This is a genomic window from Streptomyces sp. BK340 (assembly GCF_007827595.1).
Classification (GTDB): Bacteria; Actinomycetota; Actinomycetes; order Streptomycetales; family Streptomycetaceae; genus Streptomyces.
Map to the genome: position 1 here is coordinate 96,429 of NZ_VISR01000007.1, position 21,666 is coordinate 118,094.

Genomic DNA, 21,666 nt, shown 5'->3' on the forward strand with positions numbered 1-21,666 from the left:
CCGACCGTGCAGGGGGAGTCTAGCCGCTGGGCTCACTGCGGAGGCGTCAAGTCGGCTGTTTTCAGGCGACGTTCTCGTCGCCGACTCCGGCACCGACCTCCCCCGCTCCAGCCGAACCCGCCTTCACAGGGAGGTGGTTGAACAGCAGGTTCAGGGCGATCGCCGTCAGACAGCCCGCGCTGATACCGCTGTTCATCACCGTCTGGAACCAGTCGGGGAACTTCGCGTACACCGTGGGCACACCCACCGGCAGCATGCCCACCGCCACCGAAACGGCGACCACCGTCAGGTTGTTGTTGCCCTTGAAGTCGACGCCGGCCAGTGTCCTGAGCCCACTCGCCGCGACCGTCCCGAACATCACCAGACCGGCCCCGCCGAGCACCGGCGCGGGGATGGCCGCGACCACCGCGCCCAGTTTGGGCAGCAGGCCGAGCAGGACGAGGATGCCGCCGGCCGCCGCGACCACCCAGCGGCTGCGCACCCGGGTCATCCCGACCAGGCCCACGTTCTGGGCGTACGCCGTGTACGGGAAGGTGTTGAACACCCCGCCGAGCACGGTCGACAGGCCGTCCGCGCGCAGGCCGTCGGCCAGCGAGCGCGGCTCGACCCGGCGGCCGGTCATCTCGCCCACCGCGATCAGGTCACCGGTCGTCTCCGTCATGGTCACCAGTGCCACCACCAGCATGGACACGATCGCGGACGCCCTGAACGTCGGCATCCCGAAGTGGAACGGCGTGCTGATCCCCACCCAGTCCGCGTCCCCGACCCCGCCGAAGTCGGTGAACCCGAACGGCACGGCGACCGCCAGGCCGACCGCGATGCCGATCAGCACGGCGATCCGGCCGAAGGACTCCGGCGCGAAGCGCTGCACGCCGAGCACGACGGCCAGCACGAATGCCGCCAGTGCCAGGTTCCCCGGTTCCCCGAAGTCCTTCGCCCCGGCACCGCCGGCGGCCCAGTTGCCGGCGACCGGCAGCAGTGAGACCCCGATGATCAGGATCACCGTGCCGGTGACCAGCGGCGGGAAGAAGCGCAGCAACCGGCCGAAGACCGGGGCCAGCAGCACCATCGCGAGCCCCGCGACGATCACCGAGCCGTAGATCGCGGGCAGTCCGCCGCCCGTGGTCCCGATGAGCACCATCGGCGACACGGCCGCGAACGTGCAGCCCTGCATGATCGGCAGCCGGACCCCGAACCGCCAGAACCCGACGCACTGGATCAGCGTCGCGACGCCGGACACCAGCAGATCGGCGGTGATCAGATACGCCAGGTCGGCGGCCGACAGTTTCATCGCGCCGCCCACGATCAGCGGCACCGCGACGGCGCCCGCGTACATCGCGAGCACGTGCTGCAGTCCGAAGGCCGTGAGCCGGCGTACCGGTGGTATCTCGTCGACGGGGTGCACATCTGCGGTCGTGGCCATGGGGACTCCAGAGCGGCGGGCGGGCAGTGACATCCGAACAGCACGAGACCGTAAGGTCCTTGAACAGTTTGTTGATTTCGATCGCGTTGCCGGTGTGTGTCGTGCCCTCCGGGAGCCGCCGGTCCCGACCGTGCCTAGGCCGACCGCGCGGCCCCCAGCAGCGCGTCCCAGTCGGAAAGCTTGACCACACCCCGGCCGAGCCGCGCGCCCAGTGCGGCCTCCGCGCGCTCGATCGCCTGCCAGCCCGCCCACGGCACCGGTTCGACACCCGCGGCCCGCAGCGCATCGAGCGGGTCCTGCGCCACTTCCCGGCGTGCGAGCGCGGGTGCGTCCGCGAGCAGGGAGGTCGCGGTCTCCTTGGCGCACGGCCGGTTGGTGCCGATGACACCGGTGGGGCCGCGCTTGATCCAGCCGGCGACGTACTCGCCGGGGGAAACGGCGCCGTCGCGCAGAACGCGGCCCTCCGCGTGCGGCACGGTGCCGCTCGCGGCATCGAACGGCAGTCCCTCCAGCGGCACTCCGCGATAGCCGACCGAGCGCAGCACCAACTGGGCCGCCACGTCCTCGTACCGTCCGGTGCCCGTGACGCCGCCGCGCCCGTCCGGCGCCGTCCGCTCGAAGCGCACGGCGCCCACCCGGCCGCCGTCCGCGAGCAGTTCCACGGGGCGCAGGAAGAACCGCATCCTTATCCGGCGGGCCGCCTGCCGGGCCGGCGCCGTCGCCCAGCCGCGCAGCGCCTCCACGTTGCGCCGCTGCACGGCGGGCAGCGCGGCGGAGTCGACGTATCCGGCGTCCATCTCCAACTCGGCAGGATCCAGGCTCACTTCGGTGTCCGGCAGCGCGCCCAGCTCACGCAGCTCCTTGGTGGTGAAGCGGGCCTGTGAGGGACCGCGCCGACCGACCATGTGGACCTCGTCGACCCCGCTCGCCGTCAGCGTGTCCAGCGCTGCCTGCGGCATGTCCGTCGGCCGCAGCTCACCGGCGCCCCGCACCAGCATCCGTGTGACGTCCACGGCCACGTTGCCCACGCCGATGACCACCGCGGACCGTACCCCGCGCACGAACCCCGCGTCGGTCGCGTCCGGGTGCGCGCTGTACCAGGACACGAACTCGGTCGCCGACCAGCTCCCCGGCAACTCCTCGCCGGGGATCCCGAGGTGGCGGTCGGCGGCGGCGCCCACGCAGTACACCACCGCGTGGTACAGCGTCCGCAGCCGGGCCACGGGCAGCCCGCCGGGCCCGCCCACCCGTACCCCGCCGAGGAAGCGCACCCGGTCGTGCTCCAGCACGGTGCGCAGGTTGCCCTGCAGGGACTTGATCTTCTCGTGGTCCGGGGCGACGCCGTAGCGCACCAGCCCGTAGGGGCACGGCAGCCGGTCCAGTACGTCCACGCGCACCTCGGGATCCAGCTGGACCAGGGTCTGGGCGGTGTAGCACCCGCTCGGCCCGGATCCGACGACGGCGACACGCAGCACGGAGGAACTCCTTGCCCGAAGGAGAAGGGTGTGCGGACGGCTCCAGCATGGCACCGCCGGGCCCGCAACGGCAGAGGCCGGCAGAGTGACCCGACGCGTGTCCCTTCTCATGGAGTGTGATGATGCGGTTACGTTGCGTGTGTGCTAGAAGCATCCCTTCTTAATCTTTCTGATCGTCCCGCCGAGGACGGCGCGGTGTCCGTGCGGGCCGCGTGGGAGGTGCGGGAGCACGGGAGCGTCACGTCCTGGTTCCAGGTCCGGCTGGCCTTCCCGGACGGCGCACGGGTGGACGCCGTGGCCGTGGTGGACGAGGGGTGCGTCCGCGTCGAGGACGTCAGGGCGCAGCCCGCGCTGTCCCTGGCCGATCTGACCGTGCTCGCCGACTGGATCGAGGGGCCGCTGTCCGAGGCGTGCGGGGAGCCGGGGAAGCCGTACGACGGGGTCGGGGAGCGGGAAGGAGGCCCAGGCCGGGAGGCCGTTCCGTACGCGGGGCCGCGGCGCGCCCGCCCCGCCTGGCCGCGGGGTGTCGAGGGGTGCCGGCTGATCGCCCGGGAGTACCGGGCGGCCCAGGAGAGCGGCGTCGATCCGGTCCTCGCGGTGATGGGCGCGACCGGGCACAGCCGCCGGAGCTCCCTCAGGCTGATCGCCCAGGCGCGGGACGCCGGCTTTCTGGCGCCTCGTCACGCAAGGCGCTGACCGGGGAGACCGGCCGACAGGTCGGCCGCGGGAGCCGCTACTCGGCCCGTTCCCCGGTCGCGAAGAACCGTGAGAGGTCCTGCGTCCGGCCCGCCCCGGCTTCCGGCTCGCTCCCCGGGGGCACGCCCAGTTCCCAGTCGAGCCCGTACCGCTGGAACAGCTCGGCCCGCAGTGCGGGTACGGGCATGGGCACCCCTGGCACCAGCGCCGCGTACACCGCCCCCATCAGCAGGGCGCGCAGCAGGGGATAGTCGGCCGTGACGTCCTGGGAGCCGTACCGGGCGACCGTGTCGCCCAGCAGCTCGGAAAGGCGCCGCTGCTCCGGGCACTGCACGAAGCCCTCGGCCTGGAGGAGCCCCGCCATGTGCTGCCGCATGAGCACCGGCCGGTCGCGGGCGAGGCCCAGGATCGCGTCGATGGCCCGGGCCAGCCGCTCGCGGCCGTCGTCGGTGTGCGGCTCCCGCTCCAGCGCCTCCTCCAGCGTGCGGTGCATCAGCCGGTGCACGGCGGACTGCACCAACTGGCGCTTGCCGGGGAAGTAGTACGAGACCAGTCCGCGTGCCGAACCCGCCCGGTCCGCGATGTCGGCCAGCGTGGTGGCCTCGAAGCCGTGCTCGTCGACCAGCTCGACGGCGGCCTGGAGCAGCCGCTCCCTGGAACGGCGGCGCAACTCTTCATTGACCGAGGCGCTGCGCGGGGACATCCTGTAACTCCTGCGTTGACTGGCTGCCAGCCAACTATACTCAACGCGGTGGCACCGCCGTGTGCGATGTCTGTTCAGGGCTGCCGTCCGTCTGGGGCGACGCGGGGGATCGTCTCAGACGGACGGCGTGTGTCCGCCGGGACGCCGAGCGGATTCGGGTCGGTCCACCAGATCCAGGACTGCAAGCAGCGCGTCGGGCCGCCGTGTCACCGGCAGATGGTCCACGAAGTGCACACGGCAGCCCAGCGCGGCGGCGCCGCCGTCCGCCACCCTGCTGTCGCCGACCATCAGCACATGCCGCGGATCGACGTCCAGCGCCGCGCAGGCGGCCGAGAAGAGCCGCGGGTCCGGCTTCTGCACGCCGTGCTCGTACGACAGCACGTACGCGTCCACGTACGCGTCGAGCCCGTGCGCGCGGAAGACCGGGCGCAGGTCCCAGCCGATGTTGCTGACCACGCCCACGCCGGTGCCGCGCTCGCGCAGCGTGCGCAGCACCTCGGCGGTGTCGGGGTACGGCGACCAGGCGGCGGGGGACATGTGCCGCTCGTACAACGCGTCGTGCAGGCCCGGGGCGGGCAGCGGCACACACCGCGACAGTCCGGTGTAGGCGGCCCGGTGCAGCTCGGCGCTCTCGTCCCGCACCGCCCACAGACCGGCGAGGTCCGCCGGCACCTCGACGGGGTCCGCCCCGCCCGGCAGCGCACCGGCCGCCTCCAAGGCCTTGGCGGTGTCGGCGAGTTCGGGCTCGGACAGCGTCAGGCCGGTCTCCGCCAGCACGGCCCGCAGCCAGGACTCGGTGGACTCGACGCGGAACAGGGTTCCCGAGAAATCGAAGAGCACGGCAGCCATGCGCCGGACTCTACCCGCGCGACGGTCGCGCGACCCGCGGCCACTCGTACACCACCACGGCCACGGCCACCACCAGCCCCCCGAACAGCCGGCCGCCCACGACGTCCCAAGGCCGGTGGGCGCCCAGCCACACCCGGGTCGGACCGACGCCGGCCACCGGGACGACGGGCACGGACACCGCCGTGCGCCACAGGACACGCCCCGCGCCGTGGCGGTGCAGCAGCCACAGCAGGAGCCCGTAGACCACGGTGGCCGTCATGGCGTGCCCGGACGGGAACGCCGCGTGGTGCGCGCTGTCGACGGGATCCGGCCAGACCGGACGGGGCCGGTCGACAGCGGCCTTCACCGACTGCTGCACGACGGTGGCCAGGGCGACGGTGACCGTCAGTCACAGTGCCGTCGGACGGCGGCGGCCGCGCACACCAGGCGCATGGCCCGCGGGTCCCGGACCCAGTCCGTCGGGACGCGGAACACCTGCGTGAGACCGTGTTCGCGCACCGCCCGGCGGTGCTTGGCGCGGGAGACGTCGCCGGTCAGGCCGAGCAGCGGATGCCACCGGGTCGCGACGAACGTCAGCAGCAGCACGCAGCAGCCGGAGAGCACGGCGGCCGCGGTGCGGTGGGCCGGCGGACGGGGCGAAGAGCCTGCGGGCTGGTGACGCATGCGGCGGTCTTCGTCGACGGGACGGGACGAGGGCCAGGGGCTCCGGCGTAGGTCCGCGCCCGCCCGTCTACCCCAGGGCCCGAAGCCCCGGCACGAGCGCCACCAGGACCGGGACCGCCGGTACCAGCGTGGCCACCGCCGTCAGGCGCAGGCGGTGCAGGGCCCGGGAGGCGGTCCGGGGGAGTCAGGAGACGGTGCACGCGCTGCGGGACGTGTGCGTGCGGGGCGGGGGAGGGGCCGAACACGCCCCGGTCCTCGTTGAGTTCGACCAGGGCCAGCGCGGTCGTCAGCCGGCCGAAGCGCCGGGAGGCGGTGTCGTCGGCGGCCAACTCGACCAGCCGGTGCATCTCGTCGCGGAAGGCGGCGAACACCGGCACCTGCGGGAAGCCGCCCGCCAGCGCTGCCGAGGAGTGCAGCAGCCAGTCGTGCCGGGCCCGGTCGTGGCCCTGCTCATGGGCGAGCAGGGCATCGAGCTGACGCCCTTTCAGCCGGCGCAGGGCAGCCGTCGTGACCACGAGCCGGGGTGCCGTACCCGGCAGCCACCACGCGTCGGGACGCTCGCCCTCCAGCACCACCAGCCGGTCGCTCGCCGGCTCCTCACCCGGCAACAGCGGCGCCCGGACGCGGAGTTCGGTCCGCCGCAGGTGCCGTCGCGCCCGGGCCCGTACGACCTCGCGCACCAGCATCGCGAGGCTCCACAGTCCGCCGCAGGCGAGCGTCACCGCGACGGTCGCCGCCCACGGCCCGGCGGTGCCGAGGGCGTACGCGTCCACCACCGCGCGCGGGGCCGTACCGAAGACATGCCCCCGCACCGCCTTCCAGGCCGCGGCCGCACTGAGCGTCATCGACAGCGCACAGCACAGCAGTACGGCCGCCACCACGCACTGCCACACCCACAGGGCGACCACCGGCTCACGGTCCCGCCAGTCGGCCCGGACGAGCAGGCGCGGGGCGACGACGGCGGTCACGGCGCCGAGCAGCAGCAGTGCCACGGGGACCATCATGGGCAGCACCCTATGAGCGCGGATCCGCTCACGGGTACGGTCGCTGGTGCCGAAGTGACGCAGGCAACGTTTGCGTTTCCGCCGCTGGAGGACCGGCGGTTCACGTGGTCAGCAGCATCGCGACCATCCCGATCCCCATCGACAGCCGGCACGCACGGGCCAGCTCCGGACGGTCGCCCCAGCGCACGGCCCTCGTGCCGCCCGGCGTGGCTGCGGCGGGCACCAGGCGGGCGCCGGACAGCAGCACGTAGCCGGTGAAGTAGAGCAGGAGCGCACCCGTCACCAGAGGTACCCCGGCGCCGATGTGCGGGTGGTGGTGGGAGGCCGGCGAGGCGGGTGAGGCCGCCATGACGAGGGACATGTAGACCATCGCCGCCGTACCCACCAGATGGTGCAGATGGTGCGGGCCGCTGCGCGCGGCCCACAGGGCGCGCAGCGCCGCCGCACCGAACACGGCCGCGTACAGCGGCCACGCCCAGCGCGGCGGGGTGAACACCGCGGCGGGCACGGCCATCGCGGCCATGCCGAACCCCATGAGAGCCTCGCCGCCCGCCGAGCGGCGCTGCTCCTCGACACCGCTGCGCATCCGCAGCAGGCAGTACGCCCCGGTCGCCGCGCACAGCGCGACCAGCAGCCAGGCGGCCGACACCGGTCCGTGCACGCGCCCACCTCCATGCTCGACGGTCGGTCGAGGAATGCGATTCCCACGGCACGCGGGGCGCATACGAGCGCAAGGATGTACACGGGGAGCATTCGCCGGAGCACAGCAGGTGATGGAGCGGGTCACGATTCCGCGGGCGATATCTTTTACTAGTAAAACACATGCTAAATTGATTGTATGAGCAGTACGACCCGCCACCGCCTCTCCCTTGCCGGCGTGCTCCGCCTCGGGCGGCCCTCCGACATCTGGTTCAAGCCCGCGCTGAGCGCGGTCGCCGCGGTCGCCCCGCCCAACCTGGCCCTGCTGGCGCTCGGCCGACTCGACCTCGCCATGTACACCATGGCGGGCTCCCTGTGCGCGCTCTACGGCCACAACCGGCCCTACGCCGCCAGGGCCCGGGCTCTCGCCCGGGTGGTGCTCGGCATGGTCGGCGGTCTTGCCGTCGCCCTGCTCGCGGCGTCGCTCACCACCGACGCCGTCGTGCTGGTCACCGTCGGGGCCCTCATGGCGGCCGTGCAGAAGGCGGTGTGCGACGCCACCCGCATCGGTCCGCCCGGCAACGTGGTCCTCACCTTCATCAGCTCCGCCTCCCTGTTCGCACCGCAGAGCCTCGGCCAGGTCCCCGCCCATGCCGGGCTGGCTCTCGCCGCCGGCGCCTGGGCCTGGCTGGTCGGCATGGCACCCGGGCTGCTGCGCCCGCACGGCCCCGAGCGGCGCGCCACGGCCCAGGCCCTGGACGCGGCCGCCGCCTACGCCGCCACGGGCGGTACGGCCGAGGGCCACGCCCGGGCCCGCGCAGCGAGTGTCACCGCCGTCCACGCTGCCTGGCAGTCCCTGCTCGCCGCGGGCGCCCGCCCCGACCGCACCCGGCGCACCCTCGAACGGCTCCTGATCCGCGCCGAGGTCGCCCTGGCCGCCCCCGCCGACACCGACCCCGAACGGCTGCGCGCCTGGGCCCGGGACCTGCGGGGAGCAGGCCCCGTCTCCGGGATCGGGTCCCCCCACGACCCGACCGGCGAACTGCTCGGCGTGGACACCGAACTCGCCTTGCCGCGCCGGCCGTTGCGGCACCGGCTCGCCCCGCTCGCGCCCATCGCCGTCCGCACCGCGACCGGCTGCGCCCTCGCCGGATACGCCTCCCTCGCCCTCGGCGTCGGGCGCCCCTACTGGGCGCTGGTCACCGCGGCCTCCCTCTACCAGGCCAACGTCACCCTCACCTGGAGCCGGGGCGTCCAGCGCGTCGTCGGCAACCTCGTCGGCGTCCTCGTCTTCGCCGCGGTCACCCCGCTCGCCCAACTGCACCCCGCGGCCCTGGTGCTGCTCTGCCTCGCCTTCAACTTCGGCGCCGAGGCACTGATCAGCCGCAACTACTGGCTCGGCAGCGTGTGTGTCACGCCGATGGCCCTGCTCATCACCGAGTTCGCCCGCAGCCAGGACCCCGGACGCCTCATCACCGAGCGGATCGCGGACACCCTCGTCGGCGCGCTGGTCGGCTTCGTCGCTGCCGTCGCCGTCACCAACCGGCGTGCCGGTGACCGCATCGAGCACGCGCTGACCACGGTCGAACGCGCCCGCGAGCGCGCAGACCGGCTGCTCGCCGAGCCGCACCCGCAACCCCGCGCCCTGACGACCGCCGGCCGCGACCTTACCGCCGCACTGGCCGACCTGCGCGCCACGGCCGACGCAGCCTCCGGCGAGTGGTGGCAGCGCGCCCTGCCCACGGAGCGGGTCGTGCTCGCCGAACAGTCCGGACACCGTACGCTCGCCGCGACGGCACGACACCGGGGGCTCGCACCCCTGGACCACGACACGGGCAGGACAACGGAGGACGTACGGCCATGACGCCGACGAACGGACGACCGCCGGCCGGGGAGGCAGCGGGCGGGGGACAGGCGGGGGCCGGGGGCGGCACGGCCGGGGGGAGGCAGCCGGACGCGGATTCCCGGGGCGAGGGGCGGCCGGGGAACGGGAGCGAGGCCGGACCCGGTCCGGCGCGGCGGGACACCGTCGCCGCGGTCGTCCGGCAGTGGCGGGCCGTGCACCCCGGGCTGGACACCGGGCCCATGGAGGTCATCGGCCGCATCAACCGCTGTGCCGCTCTCCTCCAGCAGGCCGAGGACGCCCCGTTGCGCCGGGCCGGGCTCAGCCGCCCGGAGTTCGACCTGCTCGGCGCGCTGCGCCGCACCGGTCACGAGCTGACCCCGGGGGAACTGGCCCGGGAGACCTTCTCCTCCGGGGCCGCCGTCACCAAGCGGCTCAAGCACCTGACCGGACGCGGCCTGGTCGAGCGGCGCGGCGACACCCGCGACCGCCGAGTCGCCCACCTCCGTCTCACCGACGCCGGCCGCGACCTGGTCGACGGCATCCTCCCCGAACAACTCTCGTACGAGACCGCCGTACTGGCCGTCCTCGCCCCCGAGGACCAGGGCGACCTGGCCACACTCCTCGCCGGCCTGCTCAGCGGCCTGGAGGGGCGGCTGGGCCCGTCGGGGGCCTGAGCGCCTGTTCCACGCGGTGCCGCGGTTCGACCCGTAGAGCCCCTGGCCGGCGACGCGCGCGTCGAGGCCGACCGCCGCTCAGCCCTCCTCGCCTGCCTCGTACACGCCGAACGCCGCTCCCTGTGGATCCCGCAGCACCGCGATCCGGGGGCCGTCGGGGACCGACGTGGCAGGCATGACGACGGTGCCGTTCGCCTGCTCGGCGACCTGGGCCGTCGCGTCCACGTCGTCCACCGCGAAGTACGGCAGCCAGTGCGGCGGTACCTCGGGCGGGAACCGGTCGCCCATGTCGGCCATCCCGCCGAAGTCAGCCCCGTCGATGCCCCACTGCGTGTACCGCTCCGAGGCGTTGACGCTCCAGCCGAACACCGTGGTGTAGAAGTCCCGGGCCCGGTCGGTATCCCGGGTCGCCAGTTCCACCCACCCGAGCGTGCCGGGCGAGTTGAACAGACCGGCGCCGGCGAAGGCCCGTGCCTGCCACAGCTGGAACGCCGCGCCCGTCGGGTCGAGGGCCACCGCGAACCGGCCCACGTCGAAGACGTCCGTCGGGCCGAGGATCACCGTCCCGCCGGCCTCCTCCACACGCCGTGCCGCGTCGTCGGCGTCCGTGACCGCGAACGACACGTTCCAGGCGACCGGTTGGGACTCCTGGTACAGCGGGGTGAGTGCGGCGATCGCGGCGTCTCCCAGGTGAGCCACCGTGTACCCGCCCGCCTCCTGCCGCGGATCCGTCTCCGGCCGCCAGCCGAACAGCTCCGTGTAGAAACCCTTGGCCCTCTCGAGGTCACTGGTCCCCAACTCGGTCCAGCAGGGGCCGCCGATCACCGGCTTGTCGAACTTCATCACAGCTCCTTCCGGTCGCCCCGGCCCGCTGTGCGAGAGACCGAGGAGGGCTCCCTTTCGCACGCTAGTCGCGGCCAGGGGCACCGGCCATCCGGAGACCGCTTCGCCCCTCCCGGGCGGCAGCCGTCGAGTGTGCCGACGCGGAAATCGGTTGTCCGGTCCCGGCACGAGACGCGAGGCTGAGGAGATGGAGACGGATCACGCAGCGGGAGCCGCGGCTCCCGCGCTCGCCGAGGAGATCGCGGAGTACTACGAGCGGGACCAGGAGGACGGCAGGCTGCGCTCGGGCGCCGGACGTCTGGAGCTCTGGCGCACCCAGGACGTCCTGCGCCGCCTCCTGCCGCCCGCTCCGGCCAGGGTCCTGGACGTGGGAGGCGGCAGCGGTGTCCACGCGCAGTGGCTCGCCGCCGACGGCCACGCGGTGGAACTCGTGGACCCGGTGCCGCTGCACGTCGCACACGCGGCCCGCCTGCCCGGTGTGAGCGCGCGCGTCGGCGACGCCCGGGCCCTGGCGGTGCCGGACGCGTCCGTGGACGTGGTGCTGCTCCTCGGCCCCCTCTACCACCTGCCCGAGCGGGAGGACCGGGTCCGGGCACTCGCCGAGGCCCGCCGGGTGGTGCGGCCCGGCGGCCTCGTGGTGGCCGCCACGATCAACCGGTACGCGGCCCTGCACGACAACCTGAGCACGGGGCTGTACTTCGACCCCGAGCACCGGCCGCAGATCGAGGCGGCGGTCGGTGACGGCCGGATGCGACCGACCGGCGGACCGAAGTCCCTGTTCACGACGGCCTACTTCCACGAGCCCGCCGACGTCCCGGCCGAGTTCGCGGATGCCGGCCTGACACCGCACGGTCAGTACGGCCTGGAGGGGGCCGCCTGGCTGATGGGCGACCTCTCCGACCGGCTGGACGACCCCGCCCGCCGCGATCTGATCCTGCGCGCACTGCGGCAGACCGAGTCGGAGCCGTCGCTGCTCGGCATCAGCGGCCACCTGCTCACCGCGGGCAACAGGGCCTGAACAAGTCGGAATCCGTCCCGGCCGGTCAGCGTCTCCATAGGAACGCGGCAGCGCCGGTCACTACGCTGGACAGGAGCGTTACGACCCGCACGGGAATCCGGTCGGAAGTGACGCGGAAGCCGCCGATGCGCAGTTCGAAGTAGGGCTTGATACGCGTCGTCTGTGGCATCTGTGTACCTCCCCGCCTGAGGGGCTGGTGATGCAGAAGCCCTGCATTCTCCGATTCTGCGCCCTGACGGGCCCGTTACCCGGTGTGCGACACAGCCCCGCAGCGGAGGAGATTTCCGGTGACCGGTGAAATCGCGCTGTGCGCCTGCGCCTTCGAGGAAACGTCTCGCCGTCAAGAGCGGCTTCGCTCGTCCGCAGGCCGTCAGATGCCGGGGCGGTAGCGCATGGGGTGATCCTCGGGTACCTCGACGACGACGATCCTTGTTCCGTCCGGGTCGGCGATCCACATCTCGACCAGGCCCCACGGCTCCCGCACCGGCGGCCGTACGATCTCGACGCCCTTGCCCAGCAGCTCCTCGTGCGCGCCGGTCACGTCCTCGACCTGCAGCCACAGCTGGACCGCCGGCGACGGCGGGGCCGGCGAGCGACCGGAGACCTCCAGGAAGCCGCCGCCGAGGAAGTAGACGGTCCCGCGCTCCGGACCCGTGCCGAACTCGCGGTAGACGGCCAGGCCCAACTGCTCGCCGTAGAAGGCGCGGGACCGCTCGGGGTCGCTGGGGCGCAGCAGGGTCCGGCTGCTCAGTACGTGCACCATGCATCCGGACTCTAGTGGCAGAGTTACCCTCATCTCTGGCTCAGCCGCGCCCGAGATCGGAGACCGCCCCCGTGGACAGCACCGCCCCCATGGACACCACCGCCACCGGACCGACGTTCCGAGACGCCACCGACGCCGACGTCGACGCGCTGGTCGCGCTGATCGAGTCGGCGTACCGGGGCGACTCCAGCCGGGCCGGGTGGACCACCGAGGCGGACATCCTGGAGGGTCAGCGGACCGACCCGGAGGGTGTGCTCGGGGTCATCAAGTCGCCGGACAGCCGGCTTCTGACCGTCGAGCAGGACGGCCGGATCGTCGCCTGCTGCCAGCTCGAACACCGCGGCCGGCACGCCTACTTCGGCATGTTCGCGGTCAGCCCCACGCTGCAGGGTGCGGGCCTCGGCAAGGTCGTCATCACGGAGGCGGAGCGGCTGGCCCGGCAGACCTGGGGCGTGACCGAGATGCACATGACCGTGATCTCGGTCCGTGACGACCTGATCGCCTGGTACGAGCGCCGCGGCTACCGCCGCACGGGAGAGATGACGCCCTTCCCGTACGGCGACGAGCGCTTCGGCATCCCGCAGCGCGACGACCTGCAGTTCGAGCTGCTGGTGAAGCCGCTGGTGTGACGTTCGTCCGGGAGATCGCGCGCCGGGTCAGGCGGTGAACCGGCCCGTGCGCTTGATCTCCGGGTAGTCGGTCGTCGCCCCGTCCAGCTGGAGGGCGCGGGCGATGCGCAGGTGGTCCTGTGTGTTGACCACCCAGCCGATGATCCTCAGGTCGGCCGCGCGCGCGTGTTCGACGACCTCCAGCGTCAGCCGGCGGATGTTGAGACAGAGGGTCCCGGCACCCACCTCGGTGGCGCGCTCCACGACGTCGGTGCCGTAGCGGCTCGCGATCAGTGCGGTGCGCACGCCCGGCACCAGCCGGGCGATCTCGGCGACCGCCTCGTCGTGGAACGATGACACCTCCACCCGGGAGACCAGGTCCCGCCGGTGCATGATCTCGGCGAGCGCCCTGGCCGCCGCCACATCCTTGATCTCTGCCTGCAGGGGTGTCTTCACCGCGTCCAGGACCTCCTCGAAGACCGGCACCCGCTCCCCGCGGCCCGCGTCCAGGGCGCGCAGCTCCGCGAGGGTCTTCTCGGCGATCGGGCCGGAGCCGTCGGTCGTGCGGTCCACCTCCGCGTCGTGCATGACGACCAGGGCGCCGTCCTTGCTCAGATGGAGATCGAGTTCGATCAGGTCGAGGCCGGCCTGCTGCGCGGCGACGAAGGAACGGAGGGTGTTCTCGGGCTCGACACCCATGACCCCGCGGTGACCGATGGTAAGGAAGTTCAAGGTTCAACTCGCTTCCGTCGACGGCGGCTCGGCGCCCGCGAACCCGACGGGACGTCGGTGTCCGCGCGGCAAGGTCGCAGCCTAATGGCCTGCTCCCGCGATGAACCCGCACCTGCGCGGCGGATCGGGGCGCGGCGCAGGTGGCGGCTGGCTCGGACGCGCCTGTGCGGTCACCCGAGGGTGGGCGAGTCCCCGGCGGTATTGACCGGCTGGATCTGATCGGTCACTCAGAGGTCACTCATCTCCCCTGCTCGCGACGAAAGTGACCGTCGTCACGGCTATAGACAGGAAAAATGTCGGTGACCATGCGGCTCGGCAGAATAATTTCCCGAGCTGCCTCTTGCTGGGAGAAACTGGGTATGCATACGGTGTCCTGACGCGAGGTTCTCCCGTGGAGGATGGGACATGACGGAAATTCTTGTGCAGGCGGGTATCGAGGGACAGGTTCCTTCGCTGACCAGGGTTGTTGAGCACCCGGCCTGGCCCGAGCTCAAGGATGCCGTGGAGCAGATCCGGCCATGGCAGTCGAAGGACGGATCGATCGACTTCGAGGCCGAGGGCGCCCCGCAGCGTGCCGAGGCCGAGGCGGCCGTCGAGCGTGTCGTCGCGGGGGTCCGGCAGCTCTCCCCGCTGGTTCCGCACGACGTCGCCTACCACGAGGCCCTGGTCAAGGACCTGCGCCGCTGGGCCGAGGGCGGCTTCCAGGTGCCGGACTTCCTCGACTCCCTGCTGGAGTTCCAGCCCGCGGCGGGCCGTGCGGACGGTCTGCAGCACCTCGTCGTCTTCCCGATGTACACGCAGAACGGCAACCTGGACCGCAACTTCGAGGCGGTCGTGCTGCGCATGGTGTGGCCGGACTGGCTGGCCGAGCTGGAGCGCACCCGCTACGACAACCCGCTCTTCTGCGGTATCAAGTTCGAGGACTTCACGGCCGGCTACGACACCAACTCGGCCGTGCTCTTCCCGGAGACCATTGCCGTGCGCGAGGCGCCGGAACGATTCTCCTGGGGTGGCATCTTCTGCGACCGCGAGGCCGCCCGCTTCCGCCGGGTCACCGACGCGGCCGTCGACATCCTCGGCCTGGAGCTGCCCGAGGACATCGCCGCGATGGTCCACGACCAGAAGCGCTGCGAGGAGGCCTTCGTGCTGTGGGACATGGTCCACGACCGCACCCACAGCCACGGCGACCTGCCGTTCGACCCGTTCATGATCAAGCAGCGCCAGCCGTTCTGGATGTACGGCCTGGAGGAGCTGCGCTGCGACCTCACCGCCTTCAAGGAGGCCGTGAAGCTGCAGGCGGACGGCGTCCCGCAGGCCCGTGACGTCCAGTACGCGGTGCTCTTCGACCGCATGTTCCGCTTCCCGCTCACCGGTGACCGCGTGCGCAACTACGACGGCGTCGGCGGCCAGCTGCTCTTCGCCTACCTGCACAAGCACGACGTCATCCGCTGGACCGACAACAAGCTCACCATCGACTGGGAGCGCGCGCCGCAGGTCACCAACCAGCTGTGCGCCGAGATCGAGAAGCTGTACCGGGACGGCATCGACCGCCCCAAGCTCGTGCACTGGTTCGCGGGCTACGAGCTGGTCTCCACCTACCTCGCCCCGCACCCCGGCTCCAAGTGGGCCAAGGGTCCCGACGCCCTGGACCTGACCCAGCCGCCGCGCAAGCTCGTGGACGACGTGCTTCCGGACGAGTTTCCGCTGAGCATGTTCTTTGAGGCTCTGTCCAAGAAGCTGAAGAATGTGATCGCGTCCACCAAGGGCATCACGGCGGACAGCGCCGAGCGGCTCGCCGCGTGAGCGGCCGCGTCCAGAACACTGTTCAAGAGGGGAAGAACGTGGGGAACAACGGGTCTCTCAGCGGTGCGGTGATCGCGGTGGCCGGCGCGGGTGGACCCGCCGGGCACGCGGCGCTGGTCCGGCTCGCCGAGGCCGGCGCGGTGGTCGTCGGTGCCGACAACAACCCCGAGCGCCTGGCGGAGGCCGTGGACGCGGCCCGCTACGCGGGCGGCGGTGCCACGGTCACCGGCGAGACGGTCGACCTGCTCAGCCTGCAGTCGACCCGTGAGTGGGCGGCGCGCATCGAGAAGGACCACGGCCGTGTCGACGGCCTGGTCCACCTGGTCGGCGGCTGGCGCGGCAGCGCGAGCTTCGCCGAGTCCGACCTGGCCGACTGGGACCTGCTGGAGAAGCTTCTCGTCCGCACCGTCCAGCACACCTCCCTGGCCTTCTTCGACGGCCTGCAGCGCAGCGACCGCGGCCGGTACGTGCTGATCAGCGCCGCCGGCGCGTCGAAGCCCACCGCGGGCAACGCCGCGTACTCCGCGGCCAAGGCCGCCGCCGAGGCCTGGACGCTCGCCATGGCCGACGGCTTCCGCAAGGCCGGGGGCGAGGCGGGTCCGCGCTCGGCGGCTGCCATCCTGGTGGTGAAGGCGCTGGTGCACGACGCGATGCGCGCCGAGCGCCCCAGCGCGAAGTTCGCGGGCTTCACGGACGTCAAGGACCTGGCCGAGGCCGTCGAGGGCGTCTGGAGCAAGTCCGCCGCCGAAGTGAACGGAAACCGTCTGTGGCTGACCGAGAAGCCGTGAACCCTCCCAAGACCGACGCGCGTCGCCACCACGACCCGCAGGTCCGCGGTTTCGCCAGTGACAACTACGCCGGGGCGCATCCGGAGGTGATGGCCGCCCTGGCCCTGGCCAACGGCGGCCACCAGGTGGCGTACGGCGAGGACGACTACACCGAGAACCTCCAGCGGATCATCCGCAGCCACTTCGGGGCCGGCGCGGAGGCCTTCCCGGTCTTCAACGGCACCGGCGCCAACGTCGTCGCGCTCCAGGCGGTCACCGACCGCTGGGGTGCGGTGATCTGCGCCGAGAGCGCGCACATCAACGTCGACGAGGGTGGCGCCCCCGAGCGCATGGGCGGCCTGAAGCTGCTCACCGTGCCCACCCCCGACGGCAAGCTCACGCCCGAGCTGATCGACCGGCAGGCCTGGGGCTGGGAGGACGAGCACCGCGCGATGCCGCAGGTCGTCTCGATCACCCAGAGCACGGAGCTGGGCACGCTCTACACGCCCGAGGAGATCCGGGCGATCTGCGAGCGCGCCCACGCGCACGGCATGAAGGTGCACCTGGACGGCTCCCGGATAGCAAACGCGGCCGCGTCCCTGAACGTGCCGATGCGGACGTTCACCAACGCGGTCGGCGTCGACATCCTCTCGCTCGGCGGGACGAAGAACGGCGCCCTGTTCGGCGAGGCGGTCGTCGTCCTCAACCAGGACGCCGTCGGCCGCATGAAGCACCTGCGCAAGATGTCCATGCAGCTCGCCTCCAAGATGCGCTTCGTGTCGGTGCAGCTGGAGGCGCTGCTCGCCAGGGACCTGTGGCTGCGCAACGCCCGGCACGCGAACGAGATGGCCCAGCGGCTGGCCGAGGGCGTGCGCGCGGTGCACGGGGTGGAGATCCTCTACCCGGTGCAGGCGAACGGCGTCTTCGCGAAGCTCCCGCACGACGTGAGTGAGCGGCTGCAGAAGCGGTTCCGGTTCTACTTCTGGGACGAGACCGCGGGCGTCGTGCGCTGGATGTGCTCCTTCGACACCACGGAGGAGGACGTCGACACGTTCGTGGCGGCGCTCAAGGAGGAGATGGCGCGCTAGCCCCCGAATATGCATAGGTATGCGGTCACCTGAAATGTCATTGACGGTCGGGTGATCGCATTCCTATGCTCTGCGGCCATGGAGCTGATCCAGAACACCGCCGACCTGTCCGCCTACCTGGCCGCCGACGAGGTCATCGACCATCACCACCCCGTGGTGCGGGAGACGGCCGCCCGGCTGGCCGAGACGGTCACCGACTCGTATGCCTATGCGCGCGCCGCCTACGAGTTCGTCCGCGACACCGTCCCGCACTCCGCTGACGCCGACGACCCGCGCGTCACCTGGCGTGCCTCGGACGTGCTGGAGCAGCGGACGGGCATCTGCCACGCCAAGGCGCACGCGCTGGCGGCCCTGCTGAGGGCCGAGGACATCCCCACCGCCCTGTGCTATCAGCGGCTCAGGCACGACGACGGCAGCGGTCACGCCCTGCACGGCCTGATCGCCGTACGCTTTCGCGGGGCGTGGCACCGGCAGGACCCGCGAGGGAACAAGCCCGGTGTGGACGCCCGGTTCTCCCTGGAGGGCGAGCGGCTGGCCTGGATCCCCGACCCGGCGTCCAATGAGGTGGACTACCCAGCCTTGTATGCTGAACCGCACCCGGCCGTCCTCAGCGCGTTGAAAGCGGCCCCGGACCGGCCGGCCCTGTGGAAGACGCTCCCCAGCACTCTCTGAGGCGAGGCAGATGACGCTCACTCTCACCGTGTCCGACGAGGTCCGCGCACTCGCGCCCGGCTTCACCCATGTCGTGATCGAGGCGTACGACCTGGTCAACGGGCCCAGCACCGAAGCGAGTTCGGCGCTGCTGGACGACGCGGCCCGTCGACTGGCCGCCCGCCTGGACGGACGAGCGCCGCACGAGGACCCGCACATGGTGGCCTGGCGGGAGACGTACACCGCCTTCGGCTCCAAGCCGTCGCGCACCCGCAACTCGGCCGAGGCGCTGGCCAAGCGGGCTCTCGCCGACGGCGGCCTGCCCCGGATCAACCTGCTCGTGGACCTCTACAACGCCATCAGCGTCGCCCACCTGGTCCCCGTCGGCGGCGAGGACATCGACCGCATCCAGGGCGAGATGCGGCTTGTGCGCGCCACGGGCGAAGAGGACTTCGTGACAGTCGCGGGCGGCGAGGAGACCGTCGAACACCCCGACGCGGGCGAGGTCGTGTGGCGCGACGAGGCCGGTGTGACCTGCCGTCGCTGGAACTGGCGCCAGGGCCCGCGCACCCGCCTCACCGAGGAGACGGTCTCCGGCCTCTTCCTGCTGGAGACCCTCGCCCCGATGCCGGTTCCGGAGGCGGAGGCGGCGGCCGCCGAACTCGCCGAGCTGCTGGAGAAGTTCAGCCCGGGCGCCCGCATCGAGGTGCATGCTCCGGCGTCGGCCGGCGCTCCCGCCTGACCGGCACCTCGTCGCACTCGTCGATTCCCCGGCCGTCAGTGACGGGCAATCAGGCGCGTCAGCGCGCCTCGGCCGCCCGCAGCTGCTCGGCCGTGGGTGCCGTACCCCCGAGGTGGGCCGGGAGCCACCAGGAGTCGTCCGCGCCCTTCGGGCGTGCGGGGTAGGCGCGCTGGGCGGCGTCCAGCAGCTCCTGGACGCCCTCGCGCAGGCGGCGGGTGATGGCGCCCGCGTACTGGTCGCGCGGGGCCTCGACCGGCTCGCCGACCCGGATGGTGATCGGGGTGTGGCTGCGCTTGAAGTTGCGCGGGTGCCCCTTGGTCCACAGCCGCTGCGTGCCCCACACCGCCATCGGGACGAGCGGGACGCCCGCCTCCTGGGCGAGGCGGGCCGCGCCCGACTTGAAGCTCTTCAAGGTGAAGGACTGCGAGATCGTGGCCTCCGGGAACACCCCGATGACCTCGCCGGAGCGCAGCGAGTCCAGCGCGTGCGCGAAGGCGGCCTCGCCCTGCTTGCGGTCCACGGGGATGTGCTTCATCCCGCGCATCAGCGGCCCGGACACCTTGTGCCGGAAGACGGACTCCTTCGCCATGAAGCGCACCAGACGCTTCTGCGGCAGGGCCGCCAGCCCGTTGAAGATGAAGTCCAGGTAGCTGATGTGATTGCTCACCAGGACCGCGCCGCCCGAGTGCGGGATGTTCTCCGACCCCTGGCAGTCGATCTTCAGGTCCCAGGCCTTGAACAGCGTCTTGGCGAGACCGACGACGGGACGGTAGACCAGCTCTGCCATGGGCGGGGTGGGCCCTTTCTGCTCTGCTCGGGAAAGGGGGATCCCGGCGGGAAAGTTACGCAGCCGTAGGTTTACGGCGTCTCGCAGATCGTGCCCGAAGAACGGACAGGTAGCCAGTCCTGGTGCCTCGCGGCGGCGAGATCCTCGTCACGTCGGCCTAGTTGTCCCACCTTGGTCCTTAGATCCGCTTTACTCCGCGCGTACTGTGACTCTCTTCAGGAGGAGGAACAACTCGCACCCCAGGCAGTATCCGAACGTGGCATTGAGAAAGGCGGCGGAGAGCGCGGCCCCGGTCGCCGCGAGCCCCAGCCAGGCCGGACCGAGCGTGAACCCGACGAGCCCGAACCCGGCGAACAGCAGCCCGACCGCCTGCGCGAATCGCGGCGGCTCCGGCGCCTCGAACTCCGTCGGCGGCCCGAGCCGCGGCCGCACCACCGTCCGGAACAGCCGGCCGTACGGCGACCGGCCCACCCCGCCCGCCGCGCCGAGCGTGAACGCCAGGGTCTGCCAGCCCAGCATCCAGGCGCTCTGCGTGATGAGCGCCGCCGCCAGTACGACGGTCGTCACGGCCGCCGCGAAGCGGGGCCCCCTCGCATCGATTTCCATGAATCAAGCATTCCGCAACGGAAACTCCATCGGGAGGCGGGAATCTTTGCAGTCTCATGAATGCTGGTGCGGATGATGACCGGACTGGTGGTGTGCGTGGCGGTGCTCGCCGTGGCGAGTGTCTACGGAGTGCTGCACAAACGGCGGAGTGGGAGAGTGCGGGTGCGCGGGCGAGACGGCGGCAGGCGGCTGGGAGCGGCCGAGCTGGGCGGTGAACTGGGGAAGCGGGCCACGCTCGTGCAGTTCTCCAGTTCCTTCTGCGCACCCTGCCGGGCCACCCGGCGGATCCTCGGCGAGGTCGCCGGTATGGTCCCCGGCGTCATCCACGTCGAGATCGACGCCGAGGCCCATCTGGACCTCGTACGCGAGTTGGAGATCCTGAAGACGCCCACCGTGCTGGTCCTCGACGCGGATGGCCGGGTGGTGCGACGCGCCACCGGACAGCCCCGCAAGGCCGACGTGATCGCGGCCCTGGGGGAGGCGGTGTGAGGTCCCTCGGGCGCACGGTGAGGCATCTCCCAGATCCCGGAACGAACTTGACTGCGCGTGCCACCTATCGTCAGCCTGACCCTATGCCGACCGAACTCCTTCTCTTCGGGCGGGGACACCTTCATGAGGGCGCCCTGGTCCACACGTCGAGCGCGCGCTGTCCGCGCTGTTGAACAGCACCGACCCCGCTCGCCGCCCCTCGCAGAAGGACAACTCCATGACGGCCTCGTCCGACCTCGGCACCTTTCAGCTCGCCTCGCCCGACCTGTTGCGCTCCACCTTCCGCCGGCACGCCGCCGGTGTCGCGGTGATCACCGCGCGTGGTGCCTCGGGCCCGGTCGGCTTCACCGCCACCTCCCTCACCTCCGTGTCCGCGGAGCCTCCGCTCGTCTCCTTCGGCATCGGCACGGGCGCCTCCAGCTGGCCCGCCGTCGCCGAGACCGAGCATGTCGGCATCCACATACTCGGTGAGCACCAGAGTGACCTGGCCGCGACCTTCGCCCGCAGCGGCGCCGACCGCTTCGGCGCGCCCACGGCGTGGCGGGAGGGCCCGAACGGCGTACCCGTCCTGGACGACGTGCTGGCGTGGCTGGTCTGCCGGATCGTCGGCCGCGTACCGGCCGGTGATCACCGCATCGTGCTCGCCGAGGTGGTCCTCGGTGACTCCGCGGGCGCCGGGCGTCCCCTCCTCTACCACCAGGGCCGCTTCAACGGCCTGCGGGATTGATCACGCCTCTGCCGCCCTGCGGAGCCGTCGAGTTCCGGTTACGCTGCGTTGCGAAGGTCACAGTTCAAAG

22 protein-coding genes and 2 pseudogenes are annotated in these 21,666 nt (G+C 72.0%); 12 read left to right on the forward strand and 12 right to left on the reverse strand.

The window, feature by feature from the left end; all coding sequences use genetic code 11:
• Positions 1-61: 61 nt before the first annotated feature.
• Both FB157_RS15910 and FB157_RS15915 read right to left on the reverse strand, forming a co-directional pair.
• Entirely contained in the window at positions 62-1,423 is a 1,362-nt protein-coding gene (locus tag FB157_RS15910; protein ID WP_145880141.1) for a nucleobase:cation symporter-2 family protein, read from the reverse strand.
• A 134-nt stretch (positions 1,424-1,557) separates the two neighbouring features.
• A complete protein-coding gene (locus tag FB157_RS15915) occupies positions 1,558-2,898 on the reverse strand; it encodes an FAD-dependent oxidoreductase (protein ID WP_145880142.1) in 1,341 nt (446 codons plus the stop codon).
• A 195-nt stretch (positions 2,899-3,093) separates the two neighbouring features.
• On the opposite strand from FB157_RS15915, the gene FB157_RS15920 reads away from it, so the two are divergent.
• Positions 3,094-3,594, forward strand: coding sequence for a DUF6214 family protein (locus FB157_RS15920; RefSeq protein ID WP_186581532.1), 501 nt, complete (start codon positions 3,094-3,096; stop codon positions 3,592-3,594).
• 37 nt (positions 3,595-3,631) lie between these two features.
• On the opposite strand, the gene FB157_RS15925 is transcribed toward FB157_RS15920, so the two are convergent.
• The 5 genes and pseudogenes from FB157_RS15925 to FB157_RS15945 form a co-directional block, all read right to left on the reverse strand.
• Entirely contained in the window at positions 3,632-4,297 is a 666-nt protein-coding gene (locus FB157_RS15925; protein WP_145880144.1) for a TetR/AcrR family transcriptional regulator, read from the reverse strand.
• A 114-nt stretch (positions 4,298-4,411) separates the two neighbouring features.
• Positions 4,412-5,146: an HAD family hydrolase gene (locus FB157_RS15930; protein ID WP_145880146.1), complete on the reverse strand. Its 735-nt coding sequence runs from the start codon at positions 5,144-5,146 to the stop codon at positions 4,412-4,414.
• 10 nt (positions 5,147-5,156) lie between these two features.
• Positions 5,157-5,809, reverse strand: a pseudogene (locus FB157_RS15935) (phosphatase PAP2 family protein).
• A 67-nt stretch (positions 5,810-5,876) separates the two neighbouring features.
• Positions 5,877-6,813 (reverse strand): annotated as a pseudogene (locus FB157_RS15940) (M56 family metallopeptidase).
• Positions 6,814-6,913: 100 nt separating this feature from the next.
• A complete protein-coding gene (locus tag FB157_RS15945; RefSeq protein WP_145880148.1) occupies positions 6,914-7,474 on the reverse strand; it encodes a DUF5134 domain-containing protein in 561 nt (186 codons plus the stop codon).
• 177 nt (positions 7,475-7,651) lie between these two features.
• Here FB157_RS15945 and FB157_RS15950 point away from each other — a divergent pair, with 177 nt between their 5' ends.
• Both FB157_RS15950 and FB157_RS15955 read left to right on the forward strand, forming a co-directional pair.
• Positions 7,652-9,316 (forward strand): FUSC family protein, encoded by a 1,665-nt coding sequence (locus tag FB157_RS15950; RefSeq protein ID WP_145880150.1) that lies wholly within the window; start codon positions 7,652-7,654, stop codon positions 9,314-9,316.
• Positions 9,313-9,972 carry a MarR family winged helix-turn-helix transcriptional regulator gene (locus FB157_RS15955; RefSeq protein WP_145880152.1) on the forward strand — a complete coding sequence of 220 codons (660 nt, stop codon included), beginning with the start codon at positions 9,313-9,315 and terminating at the stop codon, positions 9,970-9,972. The genes FB157_RS15950 and FB157_RS15955 overlap by 4 nt, the downstream gene beginning before the upstream one ends.
• A gap of 78 nt (positions 9,973-10,050) precedes the next feature.
• On the opposite strand, the gene FB157_RS15960 is transcribed toward FB157_RS15955, so the two are convergent.
• On the reverse strand, positions 10,051-10,815 hold the full coding sequence (locus FB157_RS15960) for a VOC family protein (RefSeq protein ID WP_145880153.1): 765 nt from the start codon (positions 10,813-10,815) through the stop codon (positions 10,051-10,053).
• A gap of 187 nt (positions 10,816-11,002) precedes the next feature.
• Between FB157_RS15960 and FB157_RS15965 the strand changes: the two genes are divergently transcribed.
• On the forward strand, positions 11,003-11,833 hold the full coding sequence (locus FB157_RS15965) for a bifunctional 2-polyprenyl-6-hydroxyphenol methylase/3-demethylubiquinol 3-O-methyltransferase UbiG (RefSeq protein ID WP_145880155.1): 831 nt from the start codon (positions 11,003-11,005) through the stop codon (positions 11,831-11,833).
• Between the two features lie 370 nt (positions 11,834-12,203).
• Here the strand turns inward: FB157_RS15965 and FB157_RS15970 are convergent, their stop codons facing one another.
• A complete protein-coding gene (locus FB157_RS15970; RefSeq protein ID WP_145880157.1) occupies positions 12,204-12,596 on the reverse strand; it encodes a VOC family protein in 393 nt (130 codons plus the stop codon).
• An 89-nt stretch (positions 12,597-12,685) separates the two neighbouring features.
• Here FB157_RS15970 and FB157_RS15975 point away from each other — a divergent pair, with 89 nt between their 5' ends.
• Entirely contained in the window at positions 12,686-13,225 is a 540-nt protein-coding gene (locus tag FB157_RS15975; RefSeq protein WP_145880427.1) for a GNAT family N-acetyltransferase, read from the forward strand.
• A gap of 27 nt (positions 13,226-13,252) precedes the next feature.
• On the opposite strand, the gene FB157_RS15980 is transcribed toward FB157_RS15975, so the two are convergent.
• Positions 13,253-13,936 (reverse strand): glycerophosphodiester phosphodiesterase family protein, encoded by a 684-nt coding sequence (locus FB157_RS15980; protein WP_145880158.1) that lies wholly within the window; start codon positions 13,934-13,936, stop codon positions 13,253-13,255.
• 405 nt (positions 13,937-14,341) lie between these two features.
• On the opposite strand from FB157_RS15980, the gene FB157_RS15985 reads away from it, so the two are divergent.
• The 5 genes from FB157_RS15985 to FB157_RS16005 all read left to right on the forward strand — a co-directional run bounded on the left by FB157_RS15985 (position 14,342) and on the right by FB157_RS16005 (position 18,987).
• Complete coding sequence (locus tag FB157_RS15985; protein WP_145880160.1) at positions 14,342-15,739, forward strand: DUF6421 family protein; 1,398 nt, start codon at positions 14,342-14,344, stop codon at positions 15,737-15,739.
• Positions 15,736-16,527: an SDR family NAD(P)-dependent oxidoreductase gene (locus tag FB157_RS15990; RefSeq protein ID WP_145880161.1), complete on the forward strand. Its 792-nt coding sequence runs from the start codon at positions 15,736-15,738 to the stop codon at positions 16,525-16,527. The genes FB157_RS15985 and FB157_RS15990 overlap by 4 nt, the downstream gene beginning before the upstream one ends.
• Positions 16,524-17,594 (forward strand): low specificity L-threonine aldolase, encoded by a 1,071-nt coding sequence (locus FB157_RS15995; RefSeq protein WP_145880163.1) that lies wholly within the window; start codon positions 16,524-16,526, stop codon positions 17,592-17,594. The genes FB157_RS15990 and FB157_RS15995 overlap by 4 nt, the downstream gene beginning before the upstream one ends.
• 78 nt (positions 17,595-17,672) lie before the next feature.
• Entirely contained in the window at positions 17,673-18,266 is a 594-nt protein-coding gene (locus FB157_RS16000; protein ID WP_145880165.1) for a transglutaminase domain-containing protein, read from the forward strand.
• Positions 18,267-18,276: 10 nt separating this feature from the next.
• Positions 18,277-18,987: a B3/4 domain-containing protein gene (locus tag FB157_RS16005; protein WP_145880167.1), complete on the forward strand. Its 711-nt coding sequence runs from the start codon at positions 18,277-18,279 to the stop codon at positions 18,985-18,987.
• 58 nt (positions 18,988-19,045) lie between these two features.
• Here the strand turns inward: FB157_RS16005 and FB157_RS16010 are convergent, their stop codons facing one another.
• A complete protein-coding gene (locus tag FB157_RS16010) occupies positions 19,046-19,774 on the reverse strand; it encodes a 1-acyl-sn-glycerol-3-phosphate acyltransferase (protein ID WP_145880169.1) in 729 nt (242 codons plus the stop codon).
• A 189-nt stretch (positions 19,775-19,963) separates the two neighbouring features.
• On the reverse strand, positions 19,964-20,380 hold the full coding sequence (locus tag FB157_RS16015; RefSeq protein ID WP_145880171.1) for a DUF4395 domain-containing protein: 417 nt from the start codon (positions 20,378-20,380) through the stop codon (positions 19,964-19,966).
• A gap of 75 nt (positions 20,381-20,455) precedes the next feature.
• Between FB157_RS16015 and FB157_RS16020 the strand changes: the two genes are divergently transcribed.
• Both FB157_RS16020 and FB157_RS16025 read left to right on the forward strand, forming a co-directional pair.
• Entirely contained in the window at positions 20,456-20,869 is a 414-nt protein-coding gene (locus tag FB157_RS16020; protein WP_145880429.1) for a thioredoxin family protein, read from the forward strand.
• Positions 20,870-21,086: 217 nt separating this feature from the next.
• Positions 21,087-21,596, forward strand: a complete 510-nt coding sequence (locus tag FB157_RS16025; RefSeq protein ID WP_145880173.1) for a flavin reductase family protein — start codon at positions 21,087-21,089, stop codon at positions 21,594-21,596.
• Positions 21,597-21,666: the final 70 nt, after the last annotated feature.

Bases quoted from the DNA above. Each gene is read 5' to 3' on its own strand.
- FB157_RS16000 (WP_145880165.1), top strand. From the start codon at position 17,673: ATGGAGCTGATCCAGAACACCGCCGACCTGTCCGCCTACCTGGCCGCC.
- FB157_RS16020 (WP_145880429.1), top strand. From the start codon at position 20,456: ATGACCGGACTGGTGGTGTGCGTGGCGGTGCTCGCCGTGGCGAGTGTC.
- FB157_RS16015 (WP_145880171.1), bottom strand. From the start codon at position 20,380: ATGGAAATCGATGCGAGGGGGCCCCGCTTCGCGGCGGCCGTGACGACC.
- FB157_RS15975 (WP_145880427.1), top strand. From the start codon at position 12,686: ATGGACACCACCGCCACCGGACCGACGTTCCGAGACGCCACCGACGCC.
- FB157_RS15925 (WP_145880144.1), bottom strand. From the start codon at position 4,297: ATGTCCCCGCGCAGCGCCTCGGTCAATGAAGAGTTGCGCCGCCGTTCC.
- FB157_RS16005 (WP_145880167.1), top strand. From the start codon at position 18,277: ATGACGCTCACTCTCACCGTGTCCGACGAGGTCCGCGCACTCGCGCCC.
- FB157_RS15950 (WP_145880150.1), top strand. From the start codon at position 7,652: ATGAGCAGTACGACCCGCCACCGCCTCTCCCTTGCCGGCGTGCTCCGC.
- FB157_RS15960 (WP_145880153.1), bottom strand. From the start codon at position 10,815: ATGAAGTTCGACAAGCCGGTGATCGGCGGCCCCTGCTGGACCGAGTTG.
- FB157_RS16010 (WP_145880169.1), bottom strand. From the start codon at position 19,774: ATGGCAGAGCTGGTCTACCGTCCCGTCGTCGGTCTCGCCAAGACGCTG.
- FB157_RS15955 (WP_145880152.1), top strand. From the start codon at position 9,313: ATGACGCCGACGAACGGACGACCGCCGGCCGGGGAGGCAGCGGGCGGG.
- FB157_RS15965 (WP_145880155.1), top strand. From the start codon at position 11,003: ATGGAGACGGATCACGCAGCGGGAGCCGCGGCTCCCGCGCTCGCCGAG.
- FB157_RS16025 (WP_145880173.1), top strand. From the start codon at position 21,087: ATGACGGCCTCGTCCGACCTCGGCACCTTTCAGCTCGCCTCGCCCGAC.
- FB157_RS15930 (WP_145880146.1), bottom strand. From the start codon at position 5,146: ATGGCTGCCGTGCTCTTCGATTTCTCGGGAACCCTGTTCCGCGTCGAG.
- FB157_RS15985 (WP_145880160.1), top strand. From the start codon at position 14,342: ATGACGGAAATTCTTGTGCAGGCGGGTATCGAGGGACAGGTTCCTTCG.
- FB157_RS15910 (WP_145880141.1), bottom strand. From the start codon at position 1,423: ATGGCCACGACCGCAGATGTGCACCCCGTCGACGAGATACCACCGGTA.
- FB157_RS15970 (WP_145880157.1), bottom strand. From the start codon at position 12,596: ATGGTGCACGTACTGAGCAGCCGGACCCTGCTGCGCCCCAGCGACCCC.